This is a genomic window from Hyphomicrobium sp. D-2 (genome assembly GCF_029872155.1).
Taxonomy (GTDB): domain Bacteria; phylum Pseudomonadota; class Alphaproteobacteria; order Rhizobiales; family Hyphomicrobiaceae; genus Hyphomicrobium_A.
This window is the reverse complement of the sequence record NZ_JARXLA010000008.1, coordinates 590,964-614,896: the sequence shown is the minus strand read 5'-3', so window position 1 is coordinate 614,896 and position 23,933 is coordinate 590,964. Positions and strand designations below refer to the sequence as shown.

Genomic DNA, 23,933 nt, shown 5'->3' with positions numbered 1-23,933 from the left:
TTGATGGTGGCCCCAATGACGTTTCTTGCCCGATTACTCCTGACACTAACCATGCTGCTGCCACTGGCCCCCGCCATGGCTTCGCAAGCAAAACAGAACAGCGATCTGCCCTTTGCCCATCAGGGCGTGAGGGACGACGGCAAACGCTACGAGGATTACCTGAAGGCCAACTGGAAGCTTGATGGAAAGCGGGCCGCCGATCTGCGCCGCGAAGGCGAGCGCGCCATGCACTCCGATCCGCGCGCAGCAGCGCGTGGCTTCGCGAGCGCGGCCGTAGCCGATCCCAAGGATGTGGAATCATGGATGGGTCTGGCGCGCGCGCTGCTGGCCATTCCCGCTGATCCGAACAACTCCAGCGAGCGTTACGACCTGCAGGTGAACGCCTCCGGCGCGGCCTACATCGCCTATGAGCGCGCGAAGGATAAGCCACAGCGTGCGCGCGCGCTTGCAGTTCTCGCCAGCGCACTGGAGCAGCGCTCCTACTGGCGGCCTGCACTGGATGCGCTGAAGACAAGCCTTGCACTGGCCGACAATGGCGCCGTGCGTGAAAGCTATGACCGCCTGCGCGCCGAGCGCGGCTTCCGCATGACCGACTACAAGACGGAATCGGAAGCAGCGGCCCCGCGCCTGTGTCTGCAATTCTCCGAGAGCCTTTCGCGTCAGGAAGCGGACTTCGCCAAGTTCGTGACCGTTGATGGCAAGGATCCGCAATCGGTCAGCGCTGAAGATAGCCAGCTTTGCATCGACGGCCTGACGCACGGCCAGCGTTATCGCGTGCAGTTGCGCGCCGGGCTTCCGTCTGCGGTTGAAGAAGAACTGCAGAAGAATGTCGACATTGCCGTTTACGTGCCCGACCGCAAACCGTTCGTGCGCTTCTCCGGCCGTTCGTATGTGCTGCCGAGCCGTGGCCAGCAGGGCATTCCGCTTGTCACCGTCAACACCGCCAAGGTGGAAGTTGAAGTGTTCCGCATCGGCGACCGCAACCTTGCGGGCGCGCTGCAGAGCGGCGACTTCCAGCGCCAGCTTCAGCGCTATGACGTGGAGCAGATCCGCAATACGTCCGGCGAGAAGGTGTTCAGCGGCACCATGGACGTGCCGCAGAAGCTGAACGAGGAAATGACCACGGCGCTGCCCGTTACCGATGCTGTCGGCGCGCTGAAGCCGGGCGTGTATATTGCGATCGCACGCCCGACTGAAAAGTCGAACCGCAACGGCAACGAATACGGCCCTGAAGCGACGCAGTGGTTCATCGTTTCCGATCTCGGCCTGACCGCGTTCTCCGGCAACGACGGCGTGCATGCGTTTGTGCGCTCGCTGGCTGAAGCCAATGTCTCCGCCGACGTGAACGTGAAGCTTATCGCCCGCAACAACGAGGTTCTGGGCACATCCAAAACCGATGCACGCGGCTATGCGCGCTTCGACGCTGGCCTGACGCGCGGCGAAGGCGGATTGCAGCCCGCGCTGCTGGTGGCTGAAAGTGCCGGTGGTGAATACGCCTTCCTCGATCTCACCTCTGGCGCGTTCGACCTGACTGATCGCGGCGTGAAGGGGCGTGAAGCACCGGGTCCGATCGACGGCTATCTCTACACCGAACGCGGCGTCTATCGCCCGGGCGAGAACGTGCACATTGCTGGCCTTGTCCGCGACACAGCCGGCATCGCAGTGCCGCTGCCGGTTACGCTGATCGTTACGCGCCCCGATGGCGTTGAGCACGCGCGCTACACGCTGAAGGATCGCGGCCTCGGCGGACGCGACTTCACGCTGCCGCTGGCGCCTTCATCGATGACGGGCACGTGGCGCGCGAAGCTGCACACCGATCCGGAAAAGCCAGCACTGACGCAGGTTTCGTTCCTGGTGGAAGACTTCGTGCCTGAACGGCTCGACCTGAAACTGAAGGCACCGGAAGCCGCATTGACGCCGGACAAGCCGCAGACCATCGAAGCATCGGGACGCTATCTTTACGGCCCGCCTGCTGCGGATCTGGCGATTGAAGGCGACATCGTCGTGCGCCCTTCAACGAAGGAACTGCCCGGTTACGCAGGCTTCCAGTTCGGTCTTGCCGACGAGCGCATCGATCCGGTTCGCAAGCCACTGGATGTTGCGACCACCACCAATGCTGAAGGCATCGCCAAGGTTGCCGTGTCGCTGCCCGCAGTGACCAAGACCGCCAAGCCGCTGGAAGCCAGCGTTATCCTGCGCATGCGCAGATCCGGTGGCCGCACGATCGAACGCACGATCACCATACCGGTCGACATTGCGCAGCCGCGCATCGGCGTGAAGCCGCTGTTCAAGAATGATCGGATTGATGAAGGGCAGACGGCTTCGTTTGACGTTGCCAGCATCAATGCCGCTGGCGCGCGCATCGGCGAAAGCGACCTGAAGTGGACGCTGAGCCGCCTCGACACCAACTGGCAGTGGTATCGCCGCGACGGCTACTGGAACTATGAGGCGGTGACGCTGACGCGCAAGGTGGCGGACGGCACGATTGCAACCGGCGCGGAAGGCGACTTCGCCAAGATCGCCGTGCCGGTGGAATGGGGCCGCTATAAGCTGGAAGTTGCATCCGCCGATCCGAACGGCCCGGCAACCAGCACCATCTTCTATGCGGGCTGGTATTCCACCGCCAACGACTCGGAGAGCCCGGAAATTCTGGACGTTGCGCTCGACCGCGCAACCTACAAGCCGGGCGATGCAGCCAAGCTGCGTATCGCCAGCAAGCTGGGCGGCAAGGCGCTGGTTTCGGTGCTGTCCGGCGATGTGATTTCCATGCAGGAAGTCGACATTCCGAACGGTGGCGGCGAAGCGACTGTTGCTGTCGGCGACAACTGGGGTCCGGGTGCTTACGTCACCGCGATGATCTATCGTCCTCTGGATGAAAAGCTGAAGCGCATGCCAAGCCGCGCCATTGGCGTTGCATGGCTGGGCCTCGACCAGAAGGATCGCACGCTGGACGTTGCGATCAGCGCGCCGGAGAAGATCAAGTCCGGCACCACGCTGAACGTGCCGGTGAAGGTGGATGGCCTGAAGGCTGGCGAGGAAGCTTACGTTACGCTGGCCGCTGTCGATCTCGGCATTCTCAACCTCACGCGCTTTGCAACGCCATCGCCGGAAAGCTGGTTCTATGCGCAGCGTCGCATGGGGCTGGAGATCCGCGACTTCTATGGCCGCCTGATCGACGGCATGCGTGCGGAACGCGGTTCGCTGCGCTCCGGTGGCGATGGTGCCGACATGGGCATGCAGGGCTCGCCGCCGGTTGAAGCAACCGTGGCTGAGTTCTCCGGCATCGTGCGCATCGGCGAGGATGGCACCGCGAAGGTTGACTTCGAGCTGCCTGACTTCAACGGCACCGTGCGCGTGATGGCCGTTGCGTGGAGCGCGGACAAGCTTGGCCATGGCCAGCAGGACGTGATCGTGCGCGATGCGGTGGCGCTGACGGCATCGGGTCCGCGCTTCCTGACGCTTGGCGATGAAGCACGTCTCGACATCGCGGTGCATAACGTTGAAGGCCCGCAGGCTGCGTATACGGTTGAGCTGACCAACGATGGCAAGCCGGTACACACCGGCACGCTGGACCTGAACACCGGCGAACGCCGTGCGCAATACATCGCCATCAAGCCGACAGTTGTTGGCCTGACAAACTATGATGTGCGGGTGACCGGTCCGGATGGCATCGACGTGAAGCGACCACTGACGTTCGATGTGAAGCCACCAGCGGGCGACATCAAGCGCACCACGGTTGCGTCGCTGAAGCCCGGTGGCAACATCACGCTGAACCCGGATCTGGTGCGCGACATGATCGCCAACCGCACCCGCGTTTCTATCAGCACCGGACCGACTGCACGCTTCGACATTCCGGCGCTGCTGACGTCGCTCGACCGTTACCCCTATGGCTGCGCCGAGCAGACCGTGAGCCGCGCGCTGCCGCTGCTTTACGCCAACTCGGTCGCGAAGGGTGTGGGGCTGGCGTCGGATGGCGAGCTGAAGGAACGCGTGCAGGCGGCTGTTGATCGCGTGTTCGACATGCAGGATGGCAGCGGCGCGTTCGGCACCTGGGGTCCGTCGAATGCGGATCTGTGGCTGACCGGCTACGTGACCGACTTCCTCTCCCGCGCGAAGGAGCAGGGCTTCACCGTGAACGCAAACGGCTTCAGCCGCGCGCTGGACCGGCTGCAGAACTTCATCGCCTACGCTGAGGACTTCAAGCAGGGCGGCGAAGACCGTGCCTACGCGCTGTATGTACTGGCCCGTAACGGCCGCGCGCCGATCGGCGACCTGCGTTACTACGCCGATACGCGTCTCGACCGCTTCTCAACGCCGCTATCACGCGCTCAACTGGGTGCAGCACTGGCGATGATGGGCGACAAGCCGCGTGCAGAAACGGCGTTCGCTTCGGCGCTGGATGCGTTGCATCTGCCGGAAGCGACGGGGCTGGGCGGTTATCGCGCCGACTACGGTTCTGATCTGCGTGACAGTGCAGCACTCATCACACTGGCATCGGAAACGCGCATGGCGAATGTTGAAGCGCCGAAGCTGATCGATGTGGTTGCCAAGGCCTACTCCGGCCGCAGCAACACCTCGACGCAGGAACAGGCGTGGATGCTGCTGGCCGCCAATGCGCTGGCGGAGGAAGGCAACGACCTGAAGCTGATCGTCAACGGTGCGCCGGTTGTTGGCCCCGTGTCGCGTTCGCTGTCGGCCGAGACGATCCTGCGCGAACCGCTGAACGTGACCAACGATGGCGATGCGCCGGTCGACACCGTCGTGACGGTGATCGGCTCGTCGCTGACAACGGAACCGCCGGTTGCGAAGGGCTTCACCATCGAGCGGCAGTACTTCAAGCTGGATGGCACGCCGGTTGTGCTCGACAGCGCCAACGGCGGCACCGCCAGCATCGGCCAGAACGAACGTCTGGTAACGGTGCTGAAGGTGAGCGGCGAGCAAGCCGGCGGCCGCGTGCTGCTGGTGGATCACCTGCCTGCAGGCTTCGAGATCGACAATCCGCGTCTCGTCGACAGCGGCGATGTGAAGGCACTGGAGTGGCTGAAGACAACCGTGCAGCCGGAGCATTCGGAATTCCGCGACGATCGTTTCGTGGCGGCGTTCAACTTCTCCGGCAAGGCTGCGTCGGCAAACAACGAAGCTGATGAAGCCACCGGTGAGGGCCAGGAAAACGCCTCGCCGCCAGCAAGCAGCGCAACCGTTGCTTATCTCGTGCGCGCGGTGACGCCAGGTGTGTTCGTGCATCCTGCGGCAACTATCGAAGACATGTACCGACCGGAGCGCTATGCGCGTACCGGCGCGGGCACGCTCACCGTACAGCCGAGCAAGTGAGCTACGCAAATCCCGCCCCGCTGTCTGATCCGAGCAGGATTTGGCGGCGGGGCGTCATTGCACAGAAGCGATTACAGCACCGCACGTCTTGATTGTTCTGCTTTTCCTGGACGGGTTTGAAAATTTCGATGAACGACGCAGCCAGCAACGCCAGTCATGAACAACGCAGCATCGGGGCGTTATTGCGCCGCTGCCGCAACGCAGTGGCGCGGCGCAAGCTGGCGATGGTTTCAGCGACGTTTGGTGTTTTCGGCCTCTGTGCGACCGCTGCAATCGTCTACACGGTTTGCCGCATGCCACCGCCGGATCTAGCGGCGGCGGAAAAACTTTCAACCGTTGTGCTAGACCGCAACGGTCAGCTTCTACGCGCATTCACCACCGCCGATGGACGCTGGCGTCTGCCGGTTGCAGCCGGCGATGTCGATCAGCGTTATCTGGCGATGCTGATGGCGTTTGAAGACAAGCGCTTCTACAGCCACAGCGGCGTGGACGTTCGTTCCGTTGCGCGCGCATCGTGGCAGCTCATCGCGCACCGCAGGATCGTATCCGGCGCTTCGACGCTAACGATGCAGGTGGTGCGCTTGCTGGAGGGTCGCTACGAGCGCTCCGGCAATGCAAAGCTGCGTCAGGTTGTTGGCGCGCTGCGGCTTGAGCAACAACTGTCGAAAACCGAAATTCTGAACTTGTATCTGCGGCTGGCACCATTTGGCGGCAACATCGAGGGCGTGCGCGCGGCTTCGCTGGCCTACTTCGGCAAGGAACCGCAGCGGCTTTCCATCGGACAGGCGGCACTGCTGGTAGCACTGCCCCAATCGCCGGAATGGCGCCGCCCGGACCGCAACCCAAAGGCCGCCCGCATCGCTCGCAATCGCGTTTTGCAGCGGGCTGTTGAAGAGGGCGTCATCAATCAGGCCGAAGCTGACCGCGCAATAATGGAGGCGGTGCCAACGCAGCGCCGCGCCTTCCCGCAGCTTGCACCGCACATCGCGGAATCGGAACTGCGCGCTGATCCGATTGCCGCTGAGCATCGCCTCACGATAGATCGCAACATTCAGCGCGCACTGGAAACGCTGGCGCGCGAACAAACGGCGCTGCTGGGCCAGAAGCTCTCCGCCGCCATTCTTGCCATCGACCACACCAGCGGAGAGATCGTCGCCCATGTGGGTTCGGCCGGTTACCTGGATGGCACGCGGGCGGGCGCGATTGATATGGTCACCGCAGTGCGTTCGCCCGGTTCGACGCTGAAGCCGTTCATCTATGGCCTTGCGTTTGAAGCCGGGCTTGCGCATCCCGAAACGCTGATTGAAGACCGCCCGGTGCGTTTCGGCTCCTACGCGCCCAAAAACTTCGACGAAGATTTTCACGGCACCGTCACCATTCGCCACGCGCTGTCGCAATCGCTGAACATCCCGGCGGTGAAGGTGCTGGCCGCTGTTGGTCCTGGCAAACTGGCGGGACGGTTCCGCAAGGTTGGAGCCGAAACGGTATTTCCCGACGCAACGCAACCGACGCTGGCCATGGCGCTTGGTGGCGTTGGCCTGACGTTGCGCGACGTGGCAACGCTCTACACAGGGCTGGCGCGGGGCGGCGATGTTATTCCGCTTCATCATCGACGCGCCGACGCGGAGGCTGCTGCCAAAGCATTGCTTCACGGGAAACAGCGCAAGCATGAAACGCTGCTGTCGCCGGTTGCGGCGTGGTACGTCAGCGACATTCTGAAGGATGCGCCGCCACCATTGAATGCGCGAGCGGGGCGTTTCGCCTATAAAACCGGCACATCCTACGGCTATCGCGACGCATGGGCTGTTGGCTACGACGGCAAGTATACCATCGCGGTGTGGGTGGGCCGCCCCGATGCCGCATCAACGCCGGGCCTTACCGGCCGCCTTGCCGCCGCGCCCATTCTGTTTGATGCCTTCGCGCGCATCGGCGAGAAACGTGTGCCGCTTGCGGGCGCACCGGCCGGAGCGTTGCGCGTTTCCGGATCGGAGCTGCCACCACCGCTGAAGCGCTTCCGCGAAGGCGGCGCCGAGACGGTGCAAGGCCCGTTCCTGGAACCGCGCGTTGTGATCTCTTATCCGCCGGACCGATCCGAGGTTGAGACCGAGAGCGAGGATGCACTGCTGCTCAAGGCCAGCGGCGGCGTGCTGCCGCTGACGTGGCTGGTGAACGGCGCGCCAATTGAATCCGACCCGCGCACCCGCGAGGTGATCTGGCAGCCCGATGGCGATGGCTTCGTCAGGCTGTCCGTGGTGGATGCAAAGGGCCGCGTTGATCGCGTCACAGTGCGCCTCAAATCTCCTGAAATGGCGGCTGTTTTTCTGCCCGATCATGCGGAGTAGAGCACGCCGCCTTGCAGGCCCGGCTATGATTGGCATTCGCATGCGAGCCGCTATGCTTCGAAAGCACTGCACGAGCGACGATTTATGCGTTGGAAAACCGGTTTCCACATGTCCGCAAGCGCTTTAGGCTGCCGCTCACAGACACAGCGAACCCATGCGATGATCCCACGACTGATACCGGCCGCTCTTTTTGCCGTTGCGGCATTGCTTTCCGGCTGCGGTGAACAGCCCGCGGACAGCCTGCCTGCGCTCGGCGCGCAGCGCGATGCAACCTCCGTTTCCGGAATTTCATCCGGCGCGTACATGGCCGGGCAGTTTCAGTTCGCGCACGGCAAGGATGTCATCGGCGCAGGCATCATTGCGGGCGGTCCATACGGTTGCTCGCAAAGCGTATTCGCCGACCTCATTCCCGGCCCCGGCATGGCGCTGCTAAACCTGAACAAGGCCATCAACGGCTGCATGCTGAATGCGCTGCAGGCATTCGGCGTTCCGGACCCGGAGCTGTTGGCTCAGCGCGCCGAACGCCTTGCTGAAAAGGGCCGCATCGATCCGATCAGCGCGACGCAGTCGGACCGCATCTATTTGTTCTCGGGCAAGAACGACAGCACCGTTGTGCCCACGATTGTCGAGGCCGCGAACAGGTTCTATGCGGAAATCGGTGTGCCCAAGGAACAGATCGAGTTCGTTGCCGACATGCCGGCCGGGCATGCGTTTGTAACCGTCGATCGCGGCGCAGCGTGCGATTATACCGGCAAGCCGTACATCGTCGATTGCGACTATGATCAGGCTGGCGCACTGCTGCGGCACATCTATGGTGCGCTGAATGCACCCGCTGCCGACATCACCGGGCGCTTTCTGCTGTTCGATCAGGAGCGCTTCACCGACGATCTTTCCAATCACGGCATGGGCGATGAAGGCCTCGCCTACATTCCCAAGAGCTGCGAAGGCGATGCTGCCTGCCGGGTGCACATAGCCTTCCACGGCTGCGGCCAGAACCGGACGTTTGTCGGCGACACGTTCGCGCGCGATTCCGGCTTCGCCCGTTGGGCTGACACCAACAATCTCATCATCCTGTTTCCGCAGACGAGTGCGTCGCCGCTGAACCCGCAGGGGTGTTGGGACTGGTGGGGCTTCACCGGATCGGACTATCTGACCCGCGATGCGCCGCAGATTACGGCCGTACACCGCATGCTGGAGCGCCTTGCTTCGACGCAGCCTTCGTCCTGAGGCAGATCGCCCCTGACGCGGCAACGGAGCACACCGCTTGCATAAGCGGGCGATTGGCGTCGGCGCGGCGCTCGCCTAGGTTGGGCATGGACGGATAATCGGCTGCGCCGTACAACCGCTGGCGATACGCAGTCGGAAGAATAATGGGGGAACAGCCGGTGACACAGCTACTTTCAATCGGCTGGGCAACTCAGACAACAGCCCAGTCGGGCCGCCGCACGCCGAACCGCCGCCTGATCGACATTATGGCGGCCGTCACGGCCGGTGCTCTGATCACGGGGCAGACCGGCGTCGGGATATTCGAGCAGGCGCAGGTGGACGGCGAGCAGTCGGCGGCGGAGATCAGCAACGGCGACGGGACTGCGCAGCGCACCGGCCGCGAGACGATGCTGGGGGCTTATTCCGGCGCGCCGTATAATTATCCGAGCCCGGTTCGCGTCGAGATTCCATCGGAGCAGCCGACCGACTTCACCATCGACAAGGTGGACTGGTTCACGCTGCCGTTCAAAAGCCCGATCTATTACGGCGCGCGCGTGACGCAGTGGTTCACCGGTGGCATTGCCGGCGCGGGGGTGGATTTCATCCACTCGAAGGCGCTTGCGCCGCTGAACGACGAGGCAAGCTTTTCCGGCACGCTGAACGGCGAGCAACTGCCCGCGCGGACGCGCATCGGCGACATCGTCAGCAAGCTGGAGTTTTCGCACGGACACAACATGCTGCTGCTGACCGGCTTTGTGCGGCTGCCGAGCATCGGCCCGCGCATCAGCCCATACGTTGGGCTGGGCGGCGGCGCGCTGCTGCCGCATACGGAATTCGAGCTGGCGCAAAATGCGCGTCCGCGCACGTATGAATATAACTATGCTGGTCCTGCCGGGCAGGCGCTGTTCGGCTTCGAGTTCCGGCTATCGAAGGTGTCGTTCTTCATCGAATACAAGTTCACGTTCGCCGACTATCAGGCGCCGCTGAGCGAAGAGGAAGGAAGCTGGTTGCCGCTGGATCTGTGGCGGCAGGCGCAGCGCTGGCTAGCCGGTCAAAAGCCCGCCGGTGGGCACATCACGACGCAGGTGGTGAGCCATCAGGTTGTCAGCGGCCTGCAGGTGCGCATCGCGCCGGTGAAGTGAAGCGGGTGAGACGCGGCTGCGCGGCAGGACGGTGGCCGCTGGTGGACTGTCTGATCGCACGATGCAGCGAGAGCTGTGATCGTATGCACAGCCGGGGACTGCCAGTCAGGCTTTAGCGGAGTGCGCCGACGCGCCCGCCGCCGTGTCTCTCGCCTATGACCCTCTGCAACGGCGACAGTTCATATGCTGACGTGGATCCAGACCTGCGTCGGGATGATGGCTTTCTTTTGCACCGGCGACTCCCCTCCGGGGAGCCGGCCGCCGGTGCACAGTAGCGAAGGCGCAGCGCACGCCAACTAGCGCGCTGGCGGCCGGCTGTGCGGAGCACAGTCGCCAGCGCAGGGAAATGCGCGCTCAGAAGCGGCGCAGCAGACGCTCGTAATAATCGAGTTCGTCGGTTGGACGGGCCGGCTGGGCGAGACGACGGCGCAGCTCTTCAAGGATGGCGCGTGCGCGCTGCATGTCAATCTCGTCCGGCACCTTCACCGAGTTGCCCGCATCTGGGCCATTGAAGCGCTGCGGGCGGCCGAGCGGATCGCGTGACTGTTCGCCATTCTGGCCGTAACGAGCCTGGCCTTCCTTGGCCATGCTTTCAGCCATGCGCTGCGCGCCCTGGCGCATCTGGTCGAGGGCCTCGGACTGATCCTGGATAGCGGTGTCGTTGCGGCCTTCTTCCAGCGAATTGCGCGCGTTCTCCATCGCCTCGCGCGCCCGGTTGAACTCTTCCGAGCCCGAGCCCATTGCGCCGAGTTCCTGCCCGAGCCGCTCCAGATCCTGCTTCAGCGCTTCCTGCTGGTCGCTCAGGCTGCCACGCCCCTGCTGCTGACCCTGTTGGCCTTGCATGCCTTGGCCCTGCTCGCCGAACTGCTGCTGGCCTTGCGAGCCCTGCTGTCCCTGACCTTGACCCTGCTGCCCACCGGGCTGCTGGCCGGGCTGTTGTCCGCGTTGCTGACCTTGCTGCTGGCCACCCTGCTGCTGACCCTGCTGGCTCTCCTGCCCTTGCTGGCCCTGCTGCTGCTGACGGCGATCACCGCGCTTCTCGCGGTAGGTCTCATCCATCAGACGCTGCTGACGGCCGATCAGGTCGCCCAGCTCGTTCATCTTCTGCTGCATCTGCTGGCCGCGCTCGGCCTGCTGCTGCGAGCCCTGCCCGGACTGCAAACGCTCAAGCAGATCGCGCAACTGCGCCATCGCCTGCTCGGCCTGCTCACGCGAGCCGGATTTCATCTGCTCCTGCAGATCCTTCAGCATCTGCTCCAGATCCTGCTGGCTCAGTTGCTGGTTCTGCTGGTCCATGCCTTCCGGCGGAGCCTGGTTCTGTGCGTTCTTGGTGAGCTGCTCGACATACTTCGACAGCGCCTCGCGCAGTTCCTGCATGAGCTGGTCGATCTCGGAATCCGATGCGCCGTTCTCCAGCGCTTCCGCCAACTTGTCCTGCGCGTCGCGGAGCTGCTTTTCAGCTTCCGAGAGATCGCCGTCCTCGATGCGCAGCGCCAGCTCCCACATGCCGTCGACGACGCTCTTCAATCCTTCGCGCGAGGTATTGCGTTCCAGCCCACGGCTGGCAGCGCGCATGCCCAGATAGACAGCGGTTGAATCGATGAAACCATCGGGTTCAAGCGTCAGCGCATCCAGCGCGCGCTTGGCCAGCGGCGCATAACGCGGATCGTCCATCAGCTTGGCACGCTGCTCGACGACAGCGCGAGCCAGCGGCTTGGTGAAGGTGCGCTGCGGCAGCACGATCTTCATCGGCAGCGCTTTGCCGACATTGCCGGCGACGTCCTTGGCCTCAAGCGTCATGATGACTTCACGACCGGCAAACGGATGCGGCGCGAAATCGATGTAGGTCTGCGCTTCCTTCTGCGGCGCGCGCGGCAGGCGCAGCGTTATCTCGGGCGGGCGTTCGTATGGCGGACGAGGGCCTTTCAAAACCTCGGGCGTTGTCCAGTCGAACTCAGGCCCGCGCGGCTTCGCGCTTTCCGCATCCGGATCGCGCTTTACCTCAGCGCCCGCCGAAGCAACCCCGTAATCGTCCTCGACCGAATAGGTCAGCTTCATCGCGCCACGACGCGTCCGCTCCGGCGCCTTGGTGACGGCGATGACCGGGGGCTTGTCCGGTTTCACGTAAAACGCCCAGCGTGCCAGTTCCGAACCACCCGACAGCACACGAACTTCAGCGGAGTTCAACAGCTCATAGCGAATCTCGGAAATGTCGGCGCGCGCAGCGGTTGACTGTCCGGCTTCCGGCGCCTTCGCCTCAACAAGCTGCTTCTCGGCTGAGCCTTCAGCAAAGACCTCCAGCGACGGCGCACCGAGCCCTTTGCCCGAAGTGCGCACGATCAGGACGCTGCGCTCCGGCACCTCGACCAGCTTCGGCTGATCATCCGAGGGAGCCGCAGGACCACGGGCGCCATCGGCAAGCATGACGGGCGGGCGAGCGGTATAGCCGGGCGGCGCAACCCATGCATCGAGGCGCGCTTCGGCCAGCGCGACGGCGGAATTGAAACGGAAGGCAGACCGCAGACGGTCGGCAGCGCTGTCACCCACCAGTGAGAACAGCGCCACCACGCCAAGGATGAGCAGGCCGCGCAGGGCGATGGGGTCCTGACGATCGGCGCGCGGTTGCGGCGGGCCAACCTTCAGCCGAGCCAGTGCAGCAGCCAGCCGCGCACGGTGCGCCTGCCAGATGGCTGCCGTGCGTGGATCGTCGGCATTGGCGGTGACGGTATCTTCATAGGACGAGGCAGGACGGTGCGGCACGCCGGAGACGCGCTCAATGCGACGCACGCCTTCATCGCGCGGCGGAAACGGCGTGCGCAGAATGTGGAACAGCGCGCCAACGCCCGCGACGCCGAACAGCGCCAGCACGGCATAATGGACGGTGTCGGAAAGCAGCGGCCACAGACCAGCGAGCGACACCAGCAGGAACAGGCCAACGAGGCCGAGGATGAGCCAGACGCGCGGCCACAGTCGCTCAAAATAGAGCGCCCAGCGGCTGGCGCGGACCTTGCGCGCAAATTTTGCGTCTACCGGAGAGGCGGTCTTCGTTTCCGACATGACCTGACGATAGCCGCAACCGCGCCCTTGGCCTAGCGGGCGCGTGGGGCCAGCATGATTAAACTTTCGTCATTCTGGGCACGAAATGACCGCAGGAGCAGCGGTTCGCGTTTCTAATTATCCAGCCAATCCGGCAGCTTATCCAGCCCGATGAGCTGGTCGATGCCGAAACGTGGGCGCACTACAGCATAGGCATCGCCGTGCACCAGAACCTCCGGCACCAGCGGGCGGGTGTTGTAGCTGGAGGACATGACTGCGCCATAGGCACCGGCCGTCATAACCGCGATCAGGTCGCCGGAAGACAGCGGCGGCAGCTTGCGGTCGAGCGCCAGATAGTCGCCGGTTTCGCACACGGGACCGACGATGTCCTGCACCACCGGCGGCATCGAAAGCTTGTCTTCCACAACCGGCCAGATCTCGTGCAGCGCCTCATACAGCGTGGGGCGGATGAGATCGTTCATGGCGGCATCGACGACGGTGAAGGTCTTGTCGACGCCCTCCTTGCAGTAGACCACCTGCGTGACGAGCACGCCCGCATTGCCCGCGATGACCCGCCCCGGCTCCATCACGATCTTGAGGCCAAGCCCGGCCAGTTCTTCGCGCACGATCTCAGCATAGGCCGACGGCGGCGGCGCAACCTCGCCCTCGGAAACATACGGCACGCCGAGACCGCCGCCGATATCCAAGTGCTGCAGCTTGTGGCCATCGGCGATGAGCTTTTCAGCCAGTTCGCGCATGAGGCGGAATGCGTTGCGGAACGGATCGAGCTGCGTAATCTGGCTGCCGATGTGCATGTGAACGCCGGTGGCGGCGATGCCCGGCAGGCTTGCGGCTTCGGCATAAAGCTGGCGCGCCTGAGCGTAGGGGATGCCGAACTTGTTTTCTGCCTTGCCGGTGGAAATCTTGGCGTGGGTTTTGGCGTCGACATCGGGATTGATGCGCAGCGCTACGTGCGCTGTTGTACCCAGCGCTGTCGCCACCTCGCTGAGCGCGCGCAACTCAGGCTCGCTTTCAACATTGAAGCCGAGAATACCGGCTTCCAGCGCGAACGCCATCTCCGCCCGCGTCTTGCCAACGCCCGCGAAAATGATGCGCGAGGCGGGAACGCCGACGCTGAGCGCGCGGCGCAGCTCGCCCTCGGATACCACATCCATGCCCGCACCGAGACGGGCCAGCGTTGCCAGCACCGCCTGATTGGAGTTGGCCTTGACCGCAAAGCAGATGAGCGCGTCCTGACCGGCAAAGGCTTCCGTGAGCACGCGGTAGTGCCGTTCCAGCGTTGCGGTCGAATAGCAGTAGAACGGCGTGCCCACCTCTTCTGCGATCCGCGCCAGGCTGACGCCCTCGGCATGCAACACGCCGTCGCGATACTCGAAATGGTGCATGGCTGGATCTCTTGTTATGTAGCGGGCTGCACTAGACCATGATTGCCTCGAACCCTATCAGTCCGCAGCGTGAATCATAGGTCCCATCAGATAGTTAGAGCGGCGTCGCGGCTTGGTTGCACGCGATCGTGCTCTAGGGATTCGTCGCCGCTAATAGCGGCAGACGACGGGAGAATGCAATGGCGGGCCAACGGACAGCGACAGAGGGCGGGCCGATTTGATGCCGATAACGGGTGCCACACAGCCGCCGCCAACCGAAATCGCCGGGGTGCCGCTGAAGGTTTTCAACTTCGAGATCGGTGGCCGGACCTGGAACGTCCATGCGGCGGAGGACCATGCATCGCTGCTGGCTGTCTCGGACGATTTCGTAGCATTTCCGTTCGGGCTGCTGCTGTGGGAATCCGCCTGCGCTCTGGCCCAGGCTCTGACTGAGGATAAAAACGGCTTCGCAGGCCAGTCGGTGCTGGAGTTGGGCGCAGGCGTTGGCCTGCCGGGCATCGTGGCCCGTCATCTGGGCGCTGACCCGGTGCGGCAGACCGACCACATCACCGAAGCGCTGGATCTGTGCCGGTTGAATGCGGCGACGAACGGGGTCAGCGGCATTGAACTGGCGCTGGCCAACTGGGACGCCTGGAACGATAGCCGCAGCTACGACCTGATCATCGGCTCGGACGTGATTTATGAGCGGCAGGCCCATGCCCCGCTGGCGGCCATCCTGGAACGCAATCTGGCGGCGGGCGGACGGGCCCTGTTTGCCGATCCGGGACGGCAGGACACGCCGCTGTTTAGGCAGCAGATGATCGATCGGGGCTGGCAGGTAAGTTCGACCGCCTACCCGGCGCTGTCGATGTTTCCGAGCGGGCCGGAAGTGGTGACTGTCGATATCATCGAATTGCGCCGCTAGGGCGGGGCGCAATGTTGGGCCTTTCAACGTTTCGTGGAAACGCGGAAGGGCCCTAGTTGTCTGATTGGCGGTGCCAGGCATGCCCCGCGCCCGGCTCCAAACAGCGGAGTCGTCGGCGAAAGCGATAGCGTGACTGGCGTGGATGCCGGACTGCGCCGTCAGGACGCTTGGAGGAGGCGGGCAGGTGGTCTGCGACGCGCGTCCGTCCCGAAGCGATCACGCGTTAGCGCAGCAACGGATCCAGCACGAAGCCCTCGTGTGGCTTCTCCGGCGCGACGGACTCTGGCTGCGTGCCCGAAGCTTCAGCCGAACGGGCGGTGCCGGCAGCGGCGGCTGAAGGCGGCGGATCAAGCGAGCCACGGACACCGCAGCCGCCCAGCCCGAGGCACAGCCCGGCCGCCAGCAATGCGGCAAGCGTTGCCTTGGGTGTCATCGATACGCGCATATCCCCGACCTGTCCCACGCGGAAAGTTCAGCAGCTACAGGCCCCACCGATGGGGTGCAGCCACACATTGCCTAATCTAGCCCTTCGGCTGGTCGCTTTCCAACCGCTTCCGCCAGCCAGCCGCCATTTTCACAACGTTCTGTGGCGCGGTTCCACCATGGCTGACCCGGCTCTCCACCGACTGCTCGGGGCTTAAAACCGTTAGAACGTCGGCAGTTATGCGCGGCTCGACGGCCTGCATGTCAGCCAGTGGCAACTTATCCAACGGCAAGTTTTGCGCTTCCGCCGCCGCAACGATGCGGCCGGTGACGTGGTGCGCATCGCGGAACGGCATCTTGAGCACGCGCACCAGCCAGTCGGCCAGATCGGTGGCGGTGGAATAGCCGCTGCCCGCCGCCGCCAGCAGTGTTGCGGGCTGAGGTTGCATGTCGTCCACCATACCCGTCGTGGCCGCGATGGCCAGCGTCAGGCTATCGAGGGCGTCAAACGCGACCTCTTTATCTTCCTGCATGTCCTTGGAGTAGGCCAGCGGCAGGCCCTTCATCACCATCAGCAGGCTCTGGAAGGCGCCGGCGATGCGGCCAACCTTGGCGCGCGTAAGCTCGGCGGCGTCCGGATTGCGCTTCTGCGGCATGATCGACGAGCCGGTCGTGAACTTGTCCGACAGCTTGATGAAGCCGAACTGCGGCGTCGACCACAGCACGATTTCCTCGGCGAAGCGCGACAGATGCACGGCGCAGATGGAGGCGGCGGCCAGCGTTTCGAGGATGAAATCGCGATCCGACACGCTATCCAGCGAATTGTCGGTCGGCTTCGAAAAGCCGAGCGTTTCAGCCGTCAGATACCGGTTGATCGGGAACGATGTGCCAGCCAGCGCGGCCGCACCGAGCGGACATTCATTAAGGCGTGCGCGGGCATCGGCGAGGCGGCCGCGGTCGCGGCCCAGCATTTCGACATAGGCCAGCATGTGATGGCCGAACGTGACCGGCTGCGCCGGCTGCAGATGCGTGAAGCCCGGCATCACCGTGGCGGCGTGCTCCTCCGCCTTGCGCACCATGGCAAGTTGCAGCATCGCCAGCGCCGTGCTCAGGGCGTCGATGCGGTCGCGGACATACAGTTTGAAATCTGTCGCCACCTGATCGTTGCGCGAACGCGCAGTGTGCAGGCGTCCCGCCGGCGTGCCGATCAGCTCCTTGAGGCGGCTTTCGACGTTCATGTGCACGTCTTCCAGCGCCCGCGAGAAGGCAAACTTGCCCTCGGCGATCTCGGCCCCCACCTTATCGAGGCCTTCGATGATGGCGGCGGCATCGGCTTTTTCAATGATGCCCGTTTCGGCCAGCATCGCGGCGTGCGCCTTCGAGGCGGCAATATCCTGCGGGGCTAGTCGCTTGTCGAAGCCGATGGAGGCGTTAATCTCCTCCATGATCTCAGCCGGAGAGGCTGAAAACCGGCCACCCCACATGCTATTAGCTGGCTTGTCCGTCACGGCGTTTCGAGCTCCGTACAGGCGGCAGACCGATTGGATCGGCATAAGGAAAAAGAATGAGCAAGCGGCCGCAGAAGAAAAAGCCCGACCACCCCTCGACATACATCTGGGCTGCCGCGCTCTCTGCGCTGGCCGCCTTCGCGGCGGTATACGTCACGTTGGCCGTCTCTGACAATCAAACGCCTGCGGCTTCTTCGCCCTCAGCGGCGTCAAATTCCGTCACAAACGGGGCTGCCGCCGATGCTGCGCCGGACGACAGCGCCAGGGCGCTCGCTACCGGCAAAATGGCGACATTCGTCTTCAAGAAGACGCCCGCAGACCTGACCGACGTGGCGTTCCTGACACCGGACGGCACTGCGACGAACCTGTCCGCGTTCAAGGGCAAGGTTGTATTGCTCAATCTGTGGGCCACCTGGTGCGCGCCGTGCCGCGAGGAAATGCCGGCGCTGGCGAAGCTGGAAACCGAGCTCGGCTCGGACAAGTTTCAGGTGGTGGCGCTGTCGATCGATAAGTCGGGCGTTGAAGGCGCGAAAAAGTTTCTCGACGACATTGGCGCGACCAGCCTCAAGCCCTTCGCCGACCCGAGCGCGAAGGAAGGCACCCGGTTGGGCGTGATCGGCATGCCGACGACGCTGCTGATCAATGCCGAAGGCAAGGAGATCGGGCGCCTGATCGGCCCGGCGGAATGGGACAGCGCCGACGCGCGCCGCCTGATCGAGAAGTTTATTTTTTAGTTGGCGTCGGTGACTGCCCTCCGGGCAGCCGGCCACCGACGCCGGATCTAACCCCGCTCGTCCGTCGGCGCAGAGACATCGGCGACTGCCCTCCGGGCGGCCGGCCGCCGACGCTGGTTTAGTGGAGCAGAGGTGTATGCTCCTGCTCCTCACGGAGCGGGCAGCTATCGGCGCTCGATCTATAGCAGTGCCATGCGGCGCCAGTACCGACGATGCAAGCTCGCCACAGTTTCGGAAGATTTGCATGCGCCGGATTTGCATCCAAACACAGATGTTAGGCGCGCTAACTCTCCGCCAGACAACAAAAACATGATTTTTCGTGTAATGTTTTGCAGCAGTCGCTCCGGGCACAGCTAGAAGTGGTCTAAACTGCTCCACTTGCTTGCCTTTCTGCACCACGCTAGCAGTCAGAAACATCGTCGAGATGCCGTTTGCACATCCGGTGTTTGCAGGAGCGAGTTGCGTTGGCGTGGGATTTTCATAGCTTGTTCAAGGCGCATGCCAAGGACATCACGCGCTATCTCCAGCGACGTGGAACGTCGGCTGATCTGGCCGCTGATTTTACCCAGGATGCGTTCACACGCATGATGGCCACGCCGCCCGGCGCGCAGATAGACAATGCCTCCGCATATCTCTTCCGCATCGCCCGCAACGCCGCGATCAATCACAACCGGCGCCAGCAGATCATCCCGTTCGTGGAAGATCCCGAAGCAGCTCTACTTGAGCTTGCCGACGAGCAGCCCTCACCGGAACGGATTGCCATCTGCCGGCAGGAATTGCGGCTGCTGAATGCGTTCTTTTCTGAGCTGACGCCAATACAGCAGCAGATCTTCCTGCTGTCGCGCATCGAAGGCCGAACTTTCGCCGACATCGGCAAGACGCTGCAAATTCCGCAGCAGACCGCCTATGCGCACATGACCCGCATCCTTGTGCGGCTGAAGCTGCGTCTCGATGCACAGGCTGCCTGAATATTTCGGCATGAATTTTATTTCCGTCGCGGGCTCAGAATTCCGTTCGGCTCGATTGTCATAGACGGTAGGGACACCGCACCGATCATCGGGGCGTGGATACGGAAAGCATGGGCGCGGATCGACAGCAGACGGAAGAGGAAGCCGACTATCTTCGTATTGTCGAAGAGGCGGCTGCCTGGTTCGCAAAGCTCAACGACGGCAAGCCGTCACGCAACCATCGCGACGCCTTCAGTACCTGGCTGAGCGCTGACCCGCGCCATGCCGACGCATATACTGACATCCAGCGGCTGTGGGACAGCGCGGGCGAAATCCCCGTGCTCAAGGAACACGACAAGACGCTGAAGGCCAAGAAGGTGACGCGACGTCAGCTCGGGGTGGCTGCGATACTGCTAGCGTCGGGCGGATTGCTGTGGCGCTTTGCACCCTCCGGGCCGCGTCCGGACTTTGAAACCGCAACCGGGCAACGCAAGACCATAACGCTGGCCGATGGCTCACACGTTGAACTGGCCGCACAGACACAGATCGCGGTTGTCTTCACGCCTGAGGTGCGGCGCGTAATGCTTCTGGCGGGCGAAGCGTTTTTCGACGTCGCATCCGCCCCAACACGGCCGTTTATCGTCGATGCCGGTGCGGCGAGTGCCCGCGCGCTCGGAACCTCGTTCGCGGTCTCGCGCGAGGCGCAGGACGTCCGCGTTATTGTGACCGAGCACGCGGTACGGCTCAGCTCCGGCGCGAGCAACGTCGAAATCACCGCCGGGCATCGCGCAACGTTCTCTGGCCAGCGCATCAGCACACCGGAGATTGCCGATACGCGTAATGATCTCGCCTGGCGAGAAGGCCGACTAGTATTCACCCACGCGCCATTTGGTCATGTGGCGGCAACCATCAACCGTTGGCGCAAGGGCAGACTGATCGTTGTCGGTGAGGAGCTGGCTCAACAGCCCGTTACTGTCATCGCGGAAATTGATCGGCTCGACGAAGTGATCGAGCGTCTTGGCGAAATCCTGCCGACCCGCATCGTCGAAGTTGGCCCGTGGCTGACGCTGGCGTTGCCCCGCTAAAAATATTTGTCACGGAGTACAGAAATCCGGCGCGCCTGCTTGTCCTTCTAATTAGGAAGCCCGCTAGCAGTTGAGTTCGGGCGCGTATCCGGGAGTGTAGTGTATGCCAGCGTATCGGCAGCCGATTTGCCACGCGCGTTATTCCATCAGCAGCCGACGCTGGAAAGCGGCGCTGCTTGTCACGACCGCGTTCTGCGGGTTTGCAATTGCCTTGCCCGCTCCGCTGATCGCGCAAACAGCTGCGCAGAGCAATGCTGGCCAGTATTCCTTCAACATCGCTCCGCAGTCGCTGTCGTCGGCGATGGTGGCGTTTCAGAGCATCACCGGCATGAGCGTGCTGGCCGACAGCAGCGTGCCGCAGAACGTGAAGTCGCCCGGCGTTGCCGGTTCCCTGACGGCGGAGAATGCGCTGGCACAGATGCTTGCGGGAACCGGGCTCAGCTATTCCATCAGTGCAAACACCGCACGCATCATCAATCCCGCAACCGACAGCAGCGCAGCGACGGTCGATGGCGCGATAGCTCTTGATACGATTGATGTGTCGGGTGGCAGCAGCGGTTCGGCGGCGGCGGATGAGCCATACATAACGCCTGGGTCGGTCTCCTATGTTTCCGCTGAGCAGCTTGAACGCCTGCCTGCAACAACACCTGGCGACATGCTCCGCGACGTTCCCGGCGTCGATATTCGCGGCGGCAACAATGGCGCTCAGATGGACGTCAGCATCCGCGGTCAGCACGGAAACAATCGCGTCAAAGTAAAGGTTGAAGGCAGCGAAATCGATTCCTCGACCCACCAGGGCTATTTCGGTCAGGACAATTCGACGTTTGTTGATCCAGACCTGATCAGCAGCATCACAGTCGACAAGGGGCCGTCAACCGGCCCCAATGGCGGCGCCATCGCTGGTGTGGTGAGCATGCGAACGCTTATGGCTGATGACGTGTTGCTGCCTGGCCGAACGGTTGGCATTCGCGTGCGCGGCACCCTGATGGGTAACGTCACGGACGATGTGCCGAACGCAGGCAACCATGCATTCGACTTCGATCGGCCCGCACTGTTCAACTTCGCCGGCCGCTCCGGCAGCATCGCACTTGCCGCGAGAACCGACACGATTGAAATCGTCGCGGCGGCAACTGAACGCGAGCACGGCAACTATTTCGCTGGCAAGAACGGCGCCGCGAACTACGGCGCAACGGCGACGCAGGTTTATTCAAGGAGCGCCGCTGGCGCCGAGGTTCTCAATACATCGCAGGACAGCCGCTCCCAATTGCTGAAGGCAACTGTGCGCCCTTGGGAAGGTCATTCGGTCGAAGCCGGTTATCTGCGCAGCGCGAACGACTTTGGATGGATCTATCCCATCTCGGCGAATGGCCTGGCACAGGCGCCGCTGAACTGGATCCAAAGCGAGCGCATGTGGGGACGGTACAATTGGAACCCTGCAGAAAACGATCTTGTGAATTTCCACGCCAACGTTTGGAAAGCGCAGCTTGAACGAACCGATCAACGGTTCACGACAAGTAAGGATGCGCCGGGGATTGTTGAGTCCTGGGGTACTGAAGTCTGGAATGAGTCCCGCCTGGACTCCGTTGCCGGACTATTCATTGCGACCTATGGCGGTGAATATTCGCTGGAAGAAGCAGACCTAGAAGGCGGCCTTCGCAACAACCACGCCTCACGCGAGGTTGCCAGCACCTATGCGAACCTGAAGTGGAAGCCGCTGGACTGGCTGACCCTTGATGGTGGCGTTCGCTACACGACGTTTGAAACTTGGGGCGGTTATCAGCAAGGCGCGACGTTCGTTGAGCAAGGCCAGGATGGAAGCGGTATTACGCCGTCGGCCGGCGTCACGCTGGAGTTTCTGGAGGGGCTGCAGCTGTTCGGTAAGTACACCGAAGGATATCGACCGCCATCAATTCGTGAGACCGTGCCGCAGGCCTACTCGGGCTATGCGGTCAATCCTACGCTGCGTCCAGAACAATCGCGCAACTTCGAACTTGGCGCTAACCTTCTCACGCGAGATGTGCTGCGGGCGGATGATGCTCTGAAACTGAAGCTCGCGTACTTCAATAACCGCTATGAAGACTACATAACGATCATAACTCCATACGATCCCGACTACTACTATCACAACATTCCCGGCGCCAAGATCGACGGTATTGAGCTGTCGGGCTCGTATTCAAACGGTACGCTATTTGCCGAAGCCAATTTCAATTACTACACCACTTTCGAGTATTGCTATCCGCCGCATCCGTGGATCGTCGGTCCTTCGATTAACACCGGCTGCACACAGTATCTCGGTGGCGGCGGTTTGGTCTATTCGATATCTGCGCCGCCGAAGTATTCCGGTTCATTGACTGTTGGCACCAAGATGCTCGAAGACAAGCTGACAGTTGGCGCCACCACGCGCTTCTTCAGCAAGAGCGTCGTTCCCTGGCAGTTGCCGAACGGCAATTTTGTATTCGATGCGCCAATGTGGCGGCCGGATGCGATTGTCGATCTGTTCAGCAGCTATAAATTTAGCGAGCACTTCGAAGTTTCGGCCAGCATCGAAAACGTCTTTGACAGGTACTACGTCGATCCGATGTCGATCGCTAAGCAACCCGCACCCGGACGCACCATGCGGATCGGCGGTACGCTAAGGTTTGACGATCAGGGTGGATATGGCTTCGACGAAATCTCCGTGCCGGTAATGACGACGCGCAGCACGGGGCACGATTGGAGCGGTGCGTTTGCAGGTCTCGAAGGTGGCTATCTTGCGACGTCTGCCTCGGCGGAGGGAGATTTCACGGGCACCATAAGGACCGGGTCAAACGCCGCCAACTATGTCTGGAATCCCTATCGCTCCAATTTGCAAACCGCGCATGAAGCCGGGAATCTGAGCAGAGGCCTATTCGCGGGTTACAACTTCCAACTCAATTCGCCGGTCGTTTTCGGCGTCGATGCCAACGCCGGTTATGTTGCTGCGACGGATGTCTCGGTGGGAAGGTTCACCACGCCAGCCGCAACCCCTGCCATCACGCGCACTCTCACCACAACCGTTACGTCGAACGTTGATTGGCAGGCGGGTGTGCGCGGTCGCGTCGGTGTCGCCTTCGACAGAATGCTTCCATACATCGCTGGCGGTCTTGCCGTGGCACAGTTCAATTACAACTACGCTTCGTTTTCATTGAACCAAACTGCATCTACGATAACGCTGCCCAATGTTACGAACTTCCAGGGGACGTACATCGGCTGGACACTCGGCGCCGGTGTCGAGCACGCGATGACCGATCACATGCTGTTCCGCGCCGAGTATCGACACAACGACTTCGGCAAGAAGACGTTCGACACACCAGCCGGTGCGCATAAGGTCGATCTCACGTCTGACGAGTGGAAGCTCGGCGTCGCCTATAAGTTCTGACGTCATTGCGGGGGCGGCCATTGTAAAAACTGGCCGCTTCCAGCTCGCTTCAAAACCTCGCCGAGCTGAAACTTACAGCTGGAATCCAGCTAGGCGCACACGTGCGTGATTGGAAGTTGACCGGCCTAAAGGAATTACCCAGGAGCGCTGAGCAAATTGCATTGCTGGATCTGAGCTGGCGTGGTTCCCGACCTGCGTCGGGATGACGTCGAGAGGAGGCATGGGGCCTCAGCACGTGCCTACTTTTCCGCACTCGGCGGCCTGCACCGCTGCGGAGCAACTTGCTAAAGGGGTTAGGGTCCCTACGGGGCCGCTACCCAGCTGCTGGTCGAACTGACGTGGCATCGCAGGCTAGGCAGGGTGCCCATGACCGCGCACCAATCGGCGCTGGCGGCTAGCTCTATGAAGCGGGCAGCCACCATGAATTTGATAAGCGCCGACAACACTCCTGCGGAGCGCCGATAAGCGCTGG

13 protein-coding genes are annotated in these 23,933 nt (G+C 62.6%); 9 read left to right on the top strand and 4 right to left on the bottom strand.

The features are described 5' to 3' along the window. Positions 1-15: 15 nt before the first annotated feature. From QEZ49_RS15305 to QEZ49_RS15290, 4 genes are all read left to right on the top strand, one after another. Entirely contained in the window at positions 16-5,331 is a 5,316-nt protein-coding gene (locus QEZ49_RS15305) for an alpha-2-macroglobulin (RefSeq protein WP_280388232.1), read from the top strand. A 128-nt stretch (positions 5,332-5,459) separates the two neighbouring features. Beyond that, complete coding sequence (gene pbpC, locus QEZ49_RS15300; protein ID WP_280388231.1) at positions 5,460-7,673, top strand: penicillin-binding protein 1C; 2,214 nt, start codon at positions 5,460-5,462, stop codon at positions 7,671-7,673. 159 nt (positions 7,674-7,832) lie between these two features. Continuing rightward, complete coding sequence (locus QEZ49_RS15295; RefSeq protein WP_280388230.1) at positions 7,833-8,900, top strand: poly(3-hydroxybutyrate) depolymerase; 1,068 nt, start codon at positions 7,833-7,835, stop codon at positions 8,898-8,900. A gap of 158 nt (positions 8,901-9,058) precedes the next feature. Then, on the top strand, positions 9,059-10,021 hold the full coding sequence (locus tag QEZ49_RS15290; protein ID WP_280388229.1) for a hypothetical protein: 963 nt from the start codon (positions 9,059-9,061) through the stop codon (positions 10,019-10,021). Positions 10,022-10,375: 354 nt separating this feature from the next. On the opposite strand, the gene QEZ49_RS15285 is transcribed toward QEZ49_RS15290, so the two are convergent. Then, complete coding sequence (locus QEZ49_RS15285; RefSeq protein ID WP_280388228.1) at positions 10,376-13,078, bottom strand: TIGR02302 family protein; 2,703 nt, start codon at positions 13,076-13,078, stop codon at positions 10,376-10,378. Positions 13,079-13,191: 113 nt separating this feature from the next. Then, positions 13,192-14,463 carry a diaminopimelate decarboxylase gene (gene lysA, locus QEZ49_RS15280; RefSeq protein WP_280388227.1) on the bottom strand — a complete coding sequence of 424 codons (1,272 nt, stop codon included), beginning with the start codon at positions 14,461-14,463 and terminating at the stop codon, positions 13,192-13,194. A gap of 220 nt (positions 14,464-14,683) precedes the next feature. Here lysA and QEZ49_RS15275 point away from each other — a divergent pair, with 220 nt between their 5' ends. Further along, positions 14,684-15,367: a methyltransferase gene (locus tag QEZ49_RS15275; RefSeq protein ID WP_280388226.1), complete on the top strand. Its 684-nt coding sequence runs from the start codon at positions 14,684-14,686 to the stop codon at positions 15,365-15,367. A 223-nt stretch (positions 15,368-15,590) separates the two neighbouring features. Here QEZ49_RS15275 and QEZ49_RS15270 read toward each other — a convergent pair whose 3' ends face one another. Beyond that, positions 15,591-15,800, bottom strand: coding sequence for a lipoprotein (locus QEZ49_RS15270; RefSeq protein WP_280388225.1), 210 nt, complete (start codon positions 15,798-15,800; stop codon positions 15,591-15,593). Between the two features lie 88 nt (positions 15,801-15,888). Continuing rightward, complete coding sequence (argH, locus tag QEZ49_RS15265) at positions 15,889-17,298, bottom strand: argininosuccinate lyase (protein WP_280388224.1); 1,410 nt, start codon at positions 17,296-17,298, stop codon at positions 15,889-15,891. Between the two features lie 56 nt (positions 17,299-17,354). Here argH and QEZ49_RS15260 point away from each other — a divergent pair, with 56 nt between their 5' ends. From QEZ49_RS15260 to QEZ49_RS15245, 4 genes are all read left to right on the top strand, one after another. Further along, entirely contained in the window at positions 17,355-18,032 is a 678-nt protein-coding gene (locus QEZ49_RS15260) for a TlpA disulfide reductase family protein (RefSeq protein WP_280388223.1), read from the top strand. Between the two features lie 485 nt (positions 18,033-18,517). Beyond that, positions 18,518-19,000, top strand: a complete 483-nt coding sequence (locus QEZ49_RS15255; protein ID WP_280388222.1) for a sigma-70 family RNA polymerase sigma factor — start codon at positions 18,518-18,520, stop codon at positions 18,998-19,000. A gap of 110 nt (positions 19,001-19,110) precedes the next feature. Beyond that, a complete protein-coding gene (locus QEZ49_RS15250; protein ID WP_280388221.1) occupies positions 19,111-20,064 on the top strand; it encodes a FecR family protein in 954 nt (317 codons plus the stop codon). A gap of 103 nt (positions 20,065-20,167) precedes the next feature. After that, the gene (locus QEZ49_RS15245; protein ID WP_280388220.1) at positions 20,168-23,461 is read left to right on the top strand and encodes a TonB-dependent receptor; all 3,294 of its coding nucleotides are present in this window, start codon (positions 20,168-20,170) and stop codon (positions 23,459-23,461) included. Positions 23,462-23,933: the final 472 nt, after the last annotated feature.

Coding starts and splice junctions, on each gene's coding strand:
- QEZ49_RS15305 (WP_280388232.1), top strand. CDS start 16: ATGACGTTTCTTGCCCGATTACTCCTGACACTAACCATGCTGCTGCCA.
- pbpC (WP_280388231.1), top strand. CDS start 5,460: ATGAACGACGCAGCCAGCAACGCCAGTCATGAACAACGCAGCATCGGG.
- QEZ49_RS15295 (WP_280388230.1), top strand. CDS start 7,833: ATGATCCCACGACTGATACCGGCCGCTCTTTTTGCCGTTGCGGCATTG.
- QEZ49_RS15285 (WP_280388228.1), bottom strand. CDS start 13,078: ATGTCGGAAACGAAGACCGCCTCTCCGGTAGACGCAAAATTTGCGCGC.
- lysA (WP_280388227.1), bottom strand. CDS start 14,463: ATGCACCATTTCGAGTATCGCGACGGCGTGTTGCATGCCGAGGGCGTC.
- QEZ49_RS15275 (WP_280388226.1), top strand. CDS start 14,684: ATGCCGATAACGGGTGCCACACAGCCGCCGCCAACCGAAATCGCCGGG.
- QEZ49_RS15270 (WP_280388225.1), bottom strand. CDS start 15,800: ATGACACCCAAGGCAACGCTTGCCGCATTGCTGGCGGCCGGGCTGTGC.
- QEZ49_RS15260 (WP_280388223.1), top strand. CDS start 17,355: ATGAGCAAGCGGCCGCAGAAGAAAAAGCCCGACCACCCCTCGACATAC.
- QEZ49_RS15250 (WP_280388221.1), top strand. CDS start 19,111: ATGGGCGCGGATCGACAGCAGACGGAAGAGGAAGCCGACTATCTTCGT.
- QEZ49_RS15245 (WP_280388220.1), top strand. CDS start 20,168: ATGCCAGCGTATCGGCAGCCGATTTGCCACGCGCGTTATTCCATCAGC.